The sequence below is a fragment of the Paraburkholderia nodosa genome, from assembly GCF_001718195.1.
Classification (GTDB): Bacteria; Pseudomonadota; Gammaproteobacteria; order Burkholderiales; family Burkholderiaceae; genus Paraburkholderia; species Paraburkholderia nodosa_A.
In genome coordinates this window covers 432552-445565 of sequence record NZ_MCNV01000001.1, presented here as the reverse complement: position 1 = coordinate 445565, position 13014 = coordinate 432552, and the positions used below count along the sequence as shown (strand labels likewise).

Sequence of the window (13014 nt, the reverse complement as noted above, 5' to 3'; positions counted from 1 at the left end):
GAGGACACGCTTTGTCTATTCCGCTGCTACAAAAAGTCCGCGTTGGCTCGTACATCTTCCGCCAGCATTTCAGCGGCAACAAGCGCTACCCGCTCGCGCTCATGCTCGAGCCGCTGTTCCGCTGCAATCTCGCCTGCAATGGCTGCGGCAAGATCGACTATCCGGATCCCATCCTGAACCAGCGCCTGTCGCTGGAGGAATGCCTCGAAGCCGTCGACGAGTGCGGCGCGCCGGTCGTTTCCATCGCAGGCGGCGAACCGCTGCTGCACAAGGAAATGCCGCAGATCGTGAAGGGCATCATGGCGCGCAAGAAGTTCGTGTATCTCTGCACGAACGCGCTGCTCATGGAAAAGAAGATGGACGACTACCAGCCGAACCCGTACTTCGTCTGGTCGGTGCACCTCGACGGCGACCGCGAAGCGCACGATCACTCGGTCTCGCAGGAAGGCGTGTACGACAAGGCCGTCGCGGCCATCAAGGAAGCCAAGCGCCGCGGCTTCCGCGTGAACATCAACTGCACGCTGTTCAACGACGCCGTGCCCGAGCGCGTGGCGAAGTTCTTCGACACGGTCGGCGAGATCGGCGTGGACGGCATCACGGTGTCGCCGGGCTATGCGTATGAGCGCGCGCCGGACCAGCAGCACTTCCTGAATCGCGACAAGACCAAGAACCTGTTCCGCGAAATCTTCAAGCGCGGCAACAACGGCAAGAAGTGGTCGTTCAGCCAGTCGAGCCTGTTCCTCGACTTCCTGGCCGGCAACCAGAGCTACCAGTGCACGCCGTGGGGCAACCCGGCGCGTACGGTGTTCGGCTGGCAAAAGCCGTGCTATCTGGTCGGCGAAGGTTACGTGAAGACCTTCAAGGAGTTGATGGAAACGACCGACTGGGACAAATACGGCACGGGCAAGTACGAGAAGTGCGCGGACTGCATGGTCCACTGCGGCTTCGAGGCCACCGCCGTGATGGACACGGTCGCACATCCGCTCAAGGCCGCGCGCATCGCCCTCTCGGGCCCGCGCACGACGGGCGCGTTTGCGAAGGACATCCCGCTCGAAGGCGCACGTCCGGCTGAATACGTGTTCTCGCGTCACGTCGAGATCAAGCTCGAAGAGATCAAGAACTCGGCCAAGACCAAGAAGCCGGTTACGGTCGCAGCTAGCTAAAGCGGTTTCCGCCAAGGGCGGATGAAACGCAAAAAGGGCGCAACGGTTCTAGCCGTTGCGCCCTTTGTCTTTTTTGTCACTTCGCACTGAACGGCGACACCGTCGCATTCGCTGTGGCCGTGCTCGCCGCTGCCGGCGTCCACCGGTACACCACCGCGCTCGAAGCGTTGTAGTTATCCTTCGTCACGACATACTCACCCGTCGAGCGCAGATACGCGCGCAGACCGTACATCGAATCCACGTCGTTGCCCACGTACACCGCGTTCGGGTTGCTGTTGATGAGCGTCGTGTCGATCGCGCCCGTGGTGAGGTTGAACGCATCGATGTTCGGCACGGTGTGCACGTAGCCCACGAACAGATAGTTTCCGGCGGCCGCTATCGATTTGGGATTCGCGCTCGTGAGCGTGATCACCGGATTCGGCGCGCTCGTATTGCCGGCGAGCCAGCCGCGATACACCTCGACGCGCGTGCCGACCGCCGTCCAGTCGGTCACGCTCGCGTCCTCGCCCGTGAGGATCATCGTGTCGCTTTCGGGCAGGTAGGCGATGCGGGTGAGCCGCGAGATCGTGGCAGGAATCGGCGTGGTGATCGCGGCGCCCCAGGTCGGCTTGCCGGTCGAGTCGAAGCCGGTCAGCGGGTGGTGGGAAATGACGTTGGTCTTGTCGAGGCCGACCCACAGGTCGCCCTTGCTGTCGAGACAAAAGCCGTTGCGCACCGGGGCCGTCGTACTGAACGCCGCCCCCGGCAGCGTGTAATCCGGAATGGCGATATAGCCGCTCGCCGCATTGAAGTGGAAGAAGTAGAACGTATCGGGGTTCTGGCCGGCCGCCACGAGAATGCGCTTGCCGCTCACGCTCGCCACCTGCGCGAAATGGTCGCCGCGACCGGCATCGGCGAGATTGATGCGCGGATCGGACGGATACGTTATCGGGTCGATCGTGTTGGCCACAAAGGTGCCGCCGGCCGTGCCCGAATAGATATTCATGCCGCCGTAGAACAGCGCGCCGTCGGTGCCCGGATCCGGCGCCGCATTGCCTTCGAAGTTGAGCGACTGGAGCTTCCAGCGCAGCGTGCCGGTGCCGTCGTAAGCCTGCAGATCGGTGCCGCCGTTGCGGCCGAGGTCCCACGAGCCGCCCCACGGATTGTTCAGCACGTACAGCATGCCCGCGGAATCCTTGCCGATACCGACCACGCGCGTAAAGCGCTTGTCGCCCACCTGGCCCTTGACGCCCGTGGTCGTGTCGAGATAGCCGCCCAGCACGCCGAACGTGCCGGTTTGCGAAGGCGTGCCCGCTACGCTGAAGGTCTTGATGTTCATGTCGGGACCCGAGTCGCCGATCATCAACTGCGAGGTCTGCGCATCGAAATACAGCGACGACGGCCGCGCCGTGGACGCCAGCTGGATGGTATTCAGCAGCTGACCGCCGGCACTGAATTCGAGCACCGCGCCCGCGCTCTTCTGGGCGACCCAGAGGTTGCCGCCCGCGTCGAGCGTCAGCGCGCCCGGGCACGCCACGCTGATATCGCGTTGCCAGACGCCGTCCGTGGTGTACACGCGCACGCGGTTGCCGGGGAAATCGCTCACGTAGAGCAGCGAGCCCGAGGTCGCGAGTCCGGTGATGACATCGGCGAGCTTTTCGGTCGTATCGGCGCTCACGGGGATCAGCAGGTCGCGCGCGCCGCTCGTGCGGTTGTAGCGCCCGACGTTGCCGCTGCCATACGTGGCGTTGTACTGCATCGCGACGAACAGCGAAGTCGTGTTGCCCGTGATCGCGCCGCCCTGGAAGTCGCCATGCCCGCCGATCGAGCCGAGACTCTGGCCGTTCTGGTAGATCGCCACGCCGCCTTCGTTTTCATCCCACATCGACGAGGTATAGATGACGCCTTCGGGCGCGACCCACATCGAGCGGGCCACATTGCCCACGTGCGTCGCGTTGGCGCCGTAGGTGTTCGCAATCCAGTCGGTGGAGGATTGCGCTTCGCAAACGGGCGTAACCGTTGCGGTGAGAGCGGCCGCCAGCCAGGCTGCGCCGATTCGATGCAAGATCATGAAAGATTCTTTGATTCGCACACCTTACGGTGCGATTGTTGAAAATGCCGTGTTGCCCACGGGGCAAGCCCGCAGGCCGATTCCCGACGATTCGAATCCGTGCGCGCCGCCGCGCGCGGCGTCATGCGTCGAATTGGTGTGGAACTTCGTCAGAGTTAACGGCAGCCACACTGCGGGAATTGAGTGTTTTTTTTGAGCGCGCGCCGAGCCGCGAAGATTACAGGCGTAAAAAAAGCGCGACGGCCTTCGCCGTCGCGCTTCTTGCCGAACGTATCCGCTCAGTCGGGAGTCAGCAGCACTTCCCCGCGCCCGACCCATAGCGGGCATTTTGCCGCTCGCGGAAAAACTCCTCGTAGGTCATGACCGGGCGCTCGGGATGCGTCTCGCGCGCATGCGCGACGTAGCCCTCGTAGTCCGGCAAACCGACCATCAAACGCATGGCCTGGCCGAGATAGCGCCCGGCGGTCTGTACGTTGTCGCGAAGTCCCGAGAACATGATGTGCTCCGTTCAATAACGTCGATTCAATGCACGCGATTCGTCACGGCCGCCGCGCCGCCAGCCGGCATCGCCTGATACGGCGTTTCCTGCACGGTAGGACGGTCGATGCGGCGAGCACGCGCAATCGCGATCAGGCCATACACGACGATGCTCACCACGACGAAGATGAACAGGCCCGAAAGCGCGGCATCGACGTAGTCGTTGAAGACCATGCGCTGCATCTGCTCGAGCGACTTCGCGGGCGCGACGATCTTGCCATCCGCGATCGCCGCCGACAGCTTCTGTGCGTGCGCGACGAAGCTCACCTTCGGGTTGCTGTCGAAAATCTTTTGCCAGCCCGCCGTGAGCGTGCAGATGAGGAGCCACACCGTGGGCAGTGCCGTGACCCATGCGAACTTCTCGCGCTTCATCTTGAAGAGCACGACGGTGGCGAGCGTGAGCGCGATACCGGCGAGCATCTGGTTCGAGATACCGAAGAGCGGCCACAGCGTATTGATGCCGCCGAGCGGATCGACCACGCCTTGATAGAGGAAGTAGCCCCATGCGGCCACACACAAGCCCGTGGCGATCAGGTTGGCCGGCAGCGATTCCGTGCGCTTGAGCGACGGGTGGAATGTGCCGAGCAGGTCTTGCAGCATGAAGCGGCCCGCGCGCGTGCCCGCGTCGACGGCGGTCAGGATGAAGAGCGCCTCGAAGAGGATGGCGAAGTGATACCAGAACGCCATCATCGCCTCGCCGCCCACCACCTGGTGCAGGATCTGCGCCATGCCCACGGCCAGCGTCGGGGCGCCTCCGGCGCGCGCGACGATGGTCGTTTCGCCCACGGCCTGCGCGGTGTGCGTGAGCATCTCCGGCGTGAGCATGAAGCCCCAGTGGCCCACGGTTTGCGCGACCGCGTCCGGCGTCGTGCCGAGCACGGCGAGCGGCGCGTTCATCGCGAAGTACACACCCGGCTCGATCACCGAAGCGGCCACGAGCGCCATGATGGCGACGAACGATTCCATCAGCATCGCGCCGTAACCAATGAAGCGCGCGTTGGTTTCGTTATCGAGCAGCTTGGGCGTCGTGCCCGACGAGATCAGCGCATGGAAGCCCGACACCGAGCCGCACGCGATCGTGATGAAGAGGAACGGGAACAGGTTGCCCGACCAGACCGGGCCCGTGCCGTCGATGAACTTCGTGAAGGCCGGCATCTTCAGTTCCGGCGCGACGATCAGAATGCCGATCGCAAGCGCGAGAATCGTACCGATCTTGAGGAATGTCGAAAGGTAGTCGCGCGGCGCGAGCAGCAGCCACACCGGCAGCACCGAAGCGACGAAGCCATAGCCGATCAGGATCCAGGTGAGCTGCGTGCCCGTGAACGTGAACCAGGCGGCGAGCGTGGGCGAATCGTGCACGTGCTGGCCGAAGGCGATGGAAGCCATCAGCAGGACGAAACCGATGATCGAGATCTCGCCGATCTTGCCCGGACGGATGTAACGCACGTACAGGCCCATGAAGATCGCGATGGGAATCGTCGCGGCCACCGTGAACGTGCCCCACGGCGAGTTCGTGAGCGCCTTCACCACGATCAGCGCGAGCACCGCGAGAATGATGATCATGATGAGGAAGGTGCCGAACAGCGCGATCACACCGGGCACCGGACCGAGTTCCATCTTCACGAGGTCGCCGAGCGAGCGGCCGTCGCGGCGCGTGGAGAGGAACAGCACCACGAAGTCCTGCACGGCGCCCGCGAACACCACGCCCGCGAGAATCCACAGCATGCCGGGCATGTAGCCCATCTGCGCGGCCAGCACCGGGCCCACGAGCGGACCCGCGCCCGCGATCGCCGCGAAGTGATGGCCGAACAGTACGAACTTGTTGGTGGGCACGTAGTCGAGCCCGTCGTTGTGGCGCACAGCCGGCGTCATGCGCAGGCCGTCGAGCTGCAGGACCTGCGTGGCGATGAAGCGGCTATAGAAGCGATACGCGATCAGATAGACGCACACGGCGCAGATCACGATCCACAGTGCGCTGATTCGCTCGCCGTGCGCGAGCGCGATGGTACCGAACGCGAACGCGCCAAGCAGCGCGACCAGCGTCCAGACGACAAAACTGGATGTCCGACTCATGCGGTGTCTCCGTTATGTTTTTAGCTTTGTGTCCGGCATCGGAACCGGACCCTTGCGCGCCGTCCACAGCATCGTGGCGATGGCGGCGCATGCATGACGCATTGCGCCATGTCGTGGGCGGTAGTATTCGCTTTCAGACCGTCAGCCACAACCGGACAACTACGTAAGCGCGCTACGTAGAACTACGTAGGGAAGGCAACAATTCGTTGCGCGCGCAACGATAATCGCGGACCGCCGCGCAGGGTGTCGCGCAAGGACACTCTCTCGCGCGGCGCGTGAATTTGGCGCCTGCGCCGCGCGCGCCCGGTTATGCTTGCAGACTCAGCTTCCGAACACCGTCATGCCCGCCCCATTTTTCTTTGCCGACCGCCGCCTGAAGACGAAAATCTTCCTGCTCGCCGTCGTGCCGTTCCTCGCAGCGATTGCCGGCATCGGGATCGGTGTGCGCCAGCAGGCCACGCAGCTCGCGCAAACGCAGCACGCGACGATGCAGAGCGCGTATATGTCGAGCAAGGAAATCGAGCTGCGCCACTACGTGGAGCTGGCCACGAGCGCCATCGCGCCGCTCTATGCGCCCGAGGAAAGCGCCAGCGACGCGTTGCCCGCACCCGATAGCGAAGCCGACCGCCAGCTGGCCGCGCTAGCCGTGCTGCAGAAGATGGACTTCGGCCCTGATGGCTATTTCTTTGTCTACGACATGCACGGGCGCTCGCTCATGCATCCGCGCGAGCCCGCGCTCGTCGGGCAGGATCTCTGGAATCTGCGCGACCCGCAGGGCGCGCTCACGATCCAGCAACTGATTGCCGCGGCCCAGCGCGGCGGCGGCTATGTGCGCTATATGTGGCACCGGCCGTCCACGGGCAGGCTCGCGCCCAAGCTCGGCTATGTCGTGCCGCTGCCGCGCTGGGGCTGGATGATCGGCACGGGCATCTATCTCGACGACGTCGATTCGACGCTCGCGCACATCGACGAGCGCGCCTCCGCGAATATCGAGCACACCATTCAGTGGCTCGGCGCGATCGCACTCGCGGGCGTGCTCGTGATCGCGCTCGGTGCGCTCGTGCTCAACGTGAGCGAGCACCGCAGCACCGACGCCAAACTCAAGCGCCTTGCGCAACAGGTGGTCGAGTCTCAGGAGCAGGAGCGGGCGCGGCTTTCGCGCGAACTGCACGATGGCATCAGCCAGATGCTCGTTTCGGTGAAGCTGCTGCTGGAGTCGGCGCTGGCTCGCTTCGAGCGCGGCGAAACGCGCGTGCCCGCCGCCGAAGCGTCACTCGCCACCGGCCTCTCACGGCTGTCCGACACGCTGCGTGAAGTGCGCAGCATCTCGCACGCCCTGCGCCCCTCGATGCTCGACGACCTGGGCCTCGCCGCCGCACTGGAGCAACTCACGCGCGAGATGGCCGAGCAAACGGGCATCGAGATCGCCTTCACGCAAACCGCGCCGAAACCGGCGAGCAAAAAGGCGCAAGTTCCCGCGCTGCCGGACGCCGTCAACACCGTGCTCTTTCGCATTGCTCAGGAGGCGCTCACCAACATCGTGCGGCATGCGCAAGCGGCGCGCGCCGCGCTCACGCTGGAGGTCGCCGCGAGCGGCGTGACACTCGGCATTGCCGACAACGGCCGCGGCTTCGACGTGGCGCACGCGCTGGCCGACCCGCGCGCGGGTCTGGGCCTGCGCAACATGCGCGAGCGCCTCGAGTCGCTCGGCGGGCGCCTCGACATCACCTCGCAGCCCGGCCATACGCTCGTCACCGCGTGGGTGCCTATTGCGTCCAATGCAGCGTCCAATGCAGCATCCAAAGCCGCTGTATCAGGAACACCGAAATGACGATGACGAATGCAAACGTGAACCATTCGACCAGCCCGGGCGCCAAACCCGCGCGGCTCGTCCTCGTGGACGACCATCCTCTCGTGCGCGACGGCCTGCGCGCACGGCTCGAGGCCGTGCCGGGATTCGAGGTGGCGGGCGAAGCCGGCAACGCCGATGAGGCCATCGCGCTCGCCGCGTCGCTCGAACCCGATCTCGTGCTGATGGACGTGGGCATGGCCGGCGTGAACGGCATTGCGCTCGCGGGCATTTTCCACGAGCGCTTTCCGGCCATCCGCGTGTTGATGCTGTCGATGCACGACAACGTCGAATACGTGACCGAGGCGGTGCGCGCGGGCGCAAGCGGCTACGTGCTCAAGGATTCGCCGGCCACCGAGATCATCCGCGCGATCGAGGCGGTGCTGGCCGGGCGTACGTATTTCAGCGCGGGCCTGAGTGCGCGCATGATCCAGGCGTCGGCGCGCAGCACACCCGTCGAGCGTCTCACGCCACGCGAGCGGGACATTCTCGACGCGCTCGCGCAAGGACTCTCGAGCAAGCAGATCGCGCAGCGCGAGGGACTTTCGGTGCGCACGGTGGAAACGCACCGGCTCAACCTCAAGCGCAAGCTGGAGATCGAAGGGCAGGCGGAGTTGATCAAGTTCGCGGTGGAGCACCGCAGAAAGTGAAACGGGCGCTCCGGCTTACCCGGAGTGCCCGTCAATGCGCAATGCGTGTACAACCACCGATCGACGATCAGCTGCGCGCGTTGTGGTCGACGAGGAACTTGATGAGGCCGTCGATGCCGCCCTTGGCGATCTGGTCGGCAAATTGCGTCTGGTAGACCTGGATCAGCCAGGCGCCCATCATGTTGATGTCGTAAATCTTCCAGCCGTTGGGTGTTTGCGTGAGACGGTAGTCGATGGCGTCGTCGCCGCCGTTGCTGATCACGTGCGACTGCACCACGGTGTCTTTCGCGCCGGCACCCGTGTTCGACGGTGCGAACTTGAAGGTCACCTGGGTATCACGAAGTTGCGAGAGCGACGAGGCATACGTCTTCACGAGCAGGAGTTGAAATTGCTCATACAGCTTCTGCTGCTGTTCGGGCGTGGCCGTCGCCCAGGGTTTGCCAACGGCGATCCGCGTGGTGCGTTTGAAGTCGGTGGCGGGAACGAAATGGGTCTCGACCACCTGGGTGATCTTGTTCATGTCGCCGCCGCGGGCCTGCGGGTCGGCCTGCATCGCCTTCACGGTGCCTTCCACGGCGGCCTTGACGATGGCGTCCGGCGAGGTCTGCGCGAGCGCGGCGCCCGAAACGCCCGTGAAACAGGCGGCGACGAAAAATGCGGTCAGGTAACGTTTCATACGCTCTTCTGGAACAGTGAAATTCAGGCGCCGGTACAGTGCGACTCAGTGCGTGCGGTTAAGTGCAAGTGCAATCACGTAACCTTCGCGCCGCCGGCTGAGCCAGTATAACGGCTTTGGCAGATGCGCTGCCGGGGCGCCGCCTCGAGCCCAGGTGTGCAAGACCCGCGCCGGGACGGGCGGGGCCGGTATACTTGTGCGTTTCGCGTCAAAGAACCTAATTGACAGGGCCCCCTCGCCTGTATGCTGAAGCCATTCATCATTAGCCTCGTCGCCTGGTCGGTGCGCCGCGCGGCGTGGGTGATCACACTTGCGATCGTGCTTGCCGTGCTCTCCGGCGTGTACGTCGCGAGGCATTTCAAGATCAATACCGACGTCAGCGGTCTCGTCGAAAACACGGCCGAATGGGCCGCGTTGAGCGAAGCCAAGGACAAGGCGTTCCCGCAGCGCGCGAGCTCGCTGCTCGTGGTCGTCGAAGCCGACGCGCCCGAACTCGCCGACGCCGCCGCCGACAAGCTCGCGCAAGCGCTCAAGGCCGACTCGCGCGAATTCAGCGCCGTCTCGCAGCCCGCGGGCGGCCCGTTCTTCCAGCACAACGGCCTGCTGTTCCCGTCCACGGCCACGGTGCTCTCGACCACGGGCCAGCTCGTGCAGGCGCGCCCGCTCGTGAACCAGCTCGCGAAGGATCCGAGTCTCGCGGGTCTGGCCGGCACGCTCACGACCACGCTGCAACTGCCGCTCACGATCGGCCAGATCAAGTTGCCGCAAATGGCGAATCTGCTCGGCAGCGCCGCCACCGTCGTCGACGAGGTGCTCGCCGGCAAGCCCGCGGCGTTCTCGTGGCGCGCGCTCGTCGACAAGGACGCGGCGACGAAGCCGGCGTTCGCCTTCATCACCGTGCAGCCGGTGCTTAACTTCGGCGCGCTCAAGGCAGGCGCAAACGCGTCGGAAGCGATCCGCGCGACCGCCGCCTCGCTTCATCTCGACAGCGAATTCGGCGCGCGCGTGCGCCTCACGGGCGAACAGCCGCTCGCCGACGACGAATTCGCCTCGGTGCAGGACGGCGCCGCGCTCAACGGCGTGATCACGATCATCGTCGTGCTCGCCATCCTGTGGCTCGCGCTGCGCTCGGGCAAGCTGATCGGCGCAACGCTCATCACACTCGTGGTCGGTCTGGTCATCACGGCCGCGCTCGGCCTCATGATGATCGGCTCGTTCAACATGCTCTCGGTCGCCTTCATGGTGCTGTTCGTGGGGCTAGGCGTCGACTTCGGCGTGCAGTTCGGCGTGAAGTATCGCGAGGAGCGCTTCCAGGACGAGCGGCTCGACGCCGCGCTCCTCAAGACCGCGCGGACCATCGGCGTGCCGCTCACGCTCGCGGCGATCGCCGTGGCCGAAAGTTTCTTTTCCTTCCTGCCGACCGCCTACAAGGGCCTCTCGGAACTCGGGCAGATCGCGGGCGTGGGCATGTTCGTGGCATACGTGTGCAACATGACGGTGCTGCCGGCGCTCATCCGCGTGTTCAATCCCAGGGGCGAGCGCGCCTCGCCGGGCTTCGCGTTCCTCGCGCCCGTCGACAAATGGCTCGCCGAGCATCGCAAGCCCGTGCTGATCACCACGCTCATTATCGTGGTGGGCGCGACGCCGTTGCTGCTGCATCTGCGCTTCGACTTCAATCCGTTGCATCTTAAGGATCCGCATACCGAGTCGATGGCGACGCTGCTGGCGCTCAAGAACTCGCCCGTCATCTCGATCAACGATGTAAGCGTGCTCGCGCCGTCGCTCGAAGAAGCCGACAAGATCGCCGCGCGGCTCTCGAAGCTGCCCGAAGTCGCTCGCGCCACCACGCTCAGTTCGCTGATTCCCGACGATCAGCAGCAAAAGCTCATGCTGATCTCGAGCGCCGCGCAGCAGCTTCTGCCCGCGCTCACGCAGCAGCCGTCCTCTCCCGTGACCGACGAAGTGCGCGTACAGACGCTCAAGCGCGCGGCCAACCAACTTTCGCTCGCCGCGAGCGACCACCCGGGGCCGGGCGCGGCCGAGGCGAAGCATCTGTCCGACTCGCTCAACAAACTCGCGAACGCGAGCCCGGCCACGCGCGACCGCGCGGAAACCGCCTTCAGCCTCACGCTCAGGCTCGCCTTCGCGCAGCTCGCGCGCCTGTTGCAGCCCTCGGAGATCACGCGGGAAAACCTGCCGCCCGAGATGGCGCGCGACTGGGTGGCGCCGACCGGCCAGGCGATCGTGGACGTCGCGCCGCGCGTGCCGCCGGGCGTCGATCCCAACGACGATGTGATGCTCGCGCGCTTCGCACACGCGGTGAAGGCGGCGGAGCCGAACGCGATCGGCGGCCCGATCTCGATCCTGCACTCGGCGAACGTGATCATCCTCGCGTTCTTCCAGGCAGCGGGGTGGTCGGTGCTGCTCATCACGGCGCTGCTCTGGATCACGTTGCGCAATTTCGGCGACGTGCTGCGCACGATCATTCCTCTGCTGGTATCGGCGCTCGTTACGCTCGAATTGTGCGTCGTCTTCGGAATTCAGCTAAATTTCGCCAACATCATCGCGCTTCCCCTGATGCTCGGCGTCGGCGTCGCGTTCAAAATCTACTTCGTGATGGCCTGGCGCGCGGGGCAGACCGGCCTCCTGCATTCGAGCCTCACACACGCGGTGCTTTTTTCCGCCGCGACCACCGCCACGGCGTTCGGGAGCCTGTGGCTATCGCATCATCCGGGCACGTCGAGCATGGGCAAGCTGCTCGCACTGTCCTTGTTCTGTACGCTGATAGGCGCCGTGGTCTTCCAGCCGGTGCTGATGGGCAAGCCGCGCGCAAAACGCGCGAGATCGGAAACTCAGGGGATCGACCAATGAAGAAGAATCAAGCCGCGCTCACCATGGCGGCGGCGAGCCTGGCGCTCCTCGTGACGTCGGGTTGCGCCACGGGCCCCGACCGCAAACCGGGCGATCCGTTCGAGCCCGCGAATCGCGCAATTTTCACGTTCAACGACAAACTCGATACCTACGTCGCGCAGCCGGTTGCCAAGGGCTACCAGAAGGTGACGCCGCAGCCGCTGCGTCAGGCGATCACGAACTTCTTCTCGAACATCGGGGACGTCGACAACTTCGCAAACAACGTGCTGCAGCTGAAGATCACCGACGCCGTCCAGGATCTGATGCGCATCGCGATGAACACGACCTTCGGTCTGGGCGGCCTGATCGACTTCGCGACTTTGGCGGGGCTGCCCAAGCACCATCAGGACTTCGGCCTCACGATGGGCCACTACGGCATGCCGGCCGGCCCGTATCTCGTGCTGCCGCTGTTCGGGCCCAGTTCGGTGCGCGACGGCATCGGCATGGCCGTGGACGTGAAGTTCAACGTCATCAACTACTTCGAGCCGGCGGTGCGCAACCCGATGTATCTCGCGCAGTTCATCAGCGCGCGTGCGGACCTGCTCGGCGCAACCGACCTGCTCAAGCAGGCGGCACTCGACCCGTATTCGTTCGTGCGCGACGCCTACCGCCAGCAGCGCGAATCGCTGATCCGCGGCTCGCGGGGCAACAATGCGCCGCTGCCCGATTACGGCGAGCCGGGCGGCGAGGCCGCACCGAACGAGAACGGGGCACCCCATTACGAAGACCCGGGCGAGTCGGGCGGTGCAGGTGGCACGGCGGCCCCCGGCGCTTCGAACAATGGTCTGCCGAATTACGAGGATCCTGGCGAGGGGAGCGCGACGGGCGCTACCGGGGCTGCTACGACGGGTGCGGCCGCGGCTGGCGCGGGTCCGGGTGCTGCTGCGGCGGCCGGCACGGCGGGTGTAGCCGCGGCGGCCGCTTCCGCACCGGCGGGCGCATCGGCGCCTGTCGCGGCTTCGGGTGCGACGGCAGCGCCTGTGAAGCCCGCATCGGCGCCCTGAACGCAACAAAGGGCCCCCCGTTTGCGGGCGGGCGGCGTATCAATGCAAAAAACCCGGCAACCTTTCGAGGTTGCCGGGTTTTTTATCGTGTCGCGAGCACCG

The 13014-nt window shown here is 65.0% G+C and carries 9 protein-coding genes; 5 read left to right on the top strand and 4 right to left on the bottom strand.

The annotated features are described in order from the left end of the window. The first annotated feature begins 11 nt into the window (after nt 1-11). On the top strand, nt 12-1163 hold the full coding sequence (hpnH, locus tag BFD71_RS01890) for an adenosyl-hopene transferase HpnH (protein ID WP_028202781.1): 1152 nt from the start codon (nt 12-14) through the stop codon (nt 1161-1163). A 76-nt stretch (nt 1164-1239) separates the two neighbouring features. Here hpnH and BFD71_RS01885 read toward each other — a convergent pair whose 3' ends face one another. The 3 genes from BFD71_RS01885 to BFD71_RS01875 form a co-directional block, all read right to left on the bottom strand. Further along, nucleotides 1240-3213 carry an SMP-30/gluconolactonase/LRE family protein gene (locus tag BFD71_RS01885; protein ID WP_069261566.1) on the bottom strand — a complete coding sequence of 658 codons (1974 nt, stop codon included), beginning with the start codon at nt 3211-3213 and terminating at the stop codon, nt 1240-1242. 289 nt (nt 3214-3502) lie between these two features. Then, nucleotides 3503-3709 carry a YbdD/YjiX family protein gene (locus BFD71_RS01880; protein ID WP_069261565.1) on the bottom strand — a complete coding sequence of 69 codons (207 nt, stop codon included), beginning with the start codon at nt 3707-3709 and terminating at the stop codon, nt 3503-3505. 26 nt (nt 3710-3735) lie between these two features. After that, the gene (locus tag BFD71_RS01875) at nt 3736-5823 is read right to left on the bottom strand and encodes a carbon starvation CstA family protein (protein ID WP_069261564.1); all 2088 of its coding nucleotides are present in this window, start codon (nt 5821-5823) and stop codon (nt 3736-3738) included. Between the two features lie 340 nt (nt 5824-6163). Between BFD71_RS01875 and BFD71_RS01870 the strand changes: the two genes are divergently transcribed. Then, complete coding sequence (locus tag BFD71_RS01870; RefSeq protein ID WP_069261563.1) at nt 6164-7654, top strand: cache domain-containing protein; 1491 nt, start codon at nt 6164-6166, stop codon at nt 7652-7654. A 2-nt stretch (nt 7655-7656) separates the two neighbouring features. Then, the gene (locus tag BFD71_RS01865) at nt 7657-8322 is read left to right on the top strand and encodes a response regulator (protein WP_069261870.1); all 666 of its coding nucleotides are present in this window, start codon (nt 7657-7659) and stop codon (nt 8320-8322) included. Between the two features lie 67 nt (nt 8323-8389). Here the strand turns inward: BFD71_RS01865 and BFD71_RS01860 are convergent, their stop codons facing one another. Further along, the gene (locus BFD71_RS01860) at nt 8390-8998 is read right to left on the bottom strand and encodes an MlaC/ttg2D family ABC transporter substrate-binding protein (protein ID WP_069261562.1); all 609 of its coding nucleotides are present in this window, start codon (nt 8996-8998) and stop codon (nt 8390-8392) included. Between the two features lie 243 nt (nt 8999-9241). On the opposite strand from BFD71_RS01860, the gene BFD71_RS01855 reads away from it, so the two are divergent. Together BFD71_RS01855 and BFD71_RS01850 are read left to right on the top strand one after the other, a co-directional pair. Then, on the top strand, nt 9242-11869 hold the full coding sequence (locus BFD71_RS01855) for an MMPL family transporter (protein WP_069261561.1): 2628 nt from the start codon (nt 9242-9244) through the stop codon (nt 11867-11869). Next, a complete protein-coding gene (locus tag BFD71_RS01850) occupies nt 11866-12912 on the top strand; it encodes an MlaA family lipoprotein (RefSeq protein WP_069261560.1) in 1047 nt (348 codons plus the stop codon). Before BFD71_RS01855 ends, BFD71_RS01850 begins: the two co-directional genes overlap by 4 nt. The last annotated feature ends 102 nt before the right edge of the window (nt 12913-13014 follow it).

Coding starts and splice junctions, on each gene's coding strand:
- BFD71_RS01885 (WP_069261566.1), bottom strand. CDS start 3,213: ATGATCTTGCATCGAATCGGCGCAGCCTGGCTGGCGGCCGCTCTCACC.
- BFD71_RS01880 (WP_069261565.1), bottom strand. CDS start 3,709: ATGTTCTCGGGACTTCGCGACAACGTACAGACCGCCGGGCGCTATCTC.
- BFD71_RS01875 (WP_069261564.1), bottom strand. CDS start 5,823: ATGAGTCGGACATCCAGTTTTGTCGTCTGGACGCTGGTCGCGCTGCTT.
- BFD71_RS01870 (WP_069261563.1), top strand. CDS start 6,164: ATGCCCGCCCCATTTTTCTTTGCCGACCGCCGCCTGAAGACGAAAATC.
- BFD71_RS01865 (WP_069261870.1), top strand. CDS start 7,657: ATGACGAATGCAAACGTGAACCATTCGACCAGCCCGGGCGCCAAACCC.
- BFD71_RS01860 (WP_069261562.1), bottom strand. CDS start 8,998: ATGAAACGTTACCTGACCGCATTTTTCGTCGCCGCCTGTTTCACGGGC.
- BFD71_RS01855 (WP_069261561.1), top strand. CDS start 9,242: ATGCTGAAGCCATTCATCATTAGCCTCGTCGCCTGGTCGGTGCGCCGC.
- BFD71_RS01850 (WP_069261560.1), top strand. CDS start 11,866: ATGAAGAAGAATCAAGCCGCGCTCACCATGGCGGCGGCGAGCCTGGCG.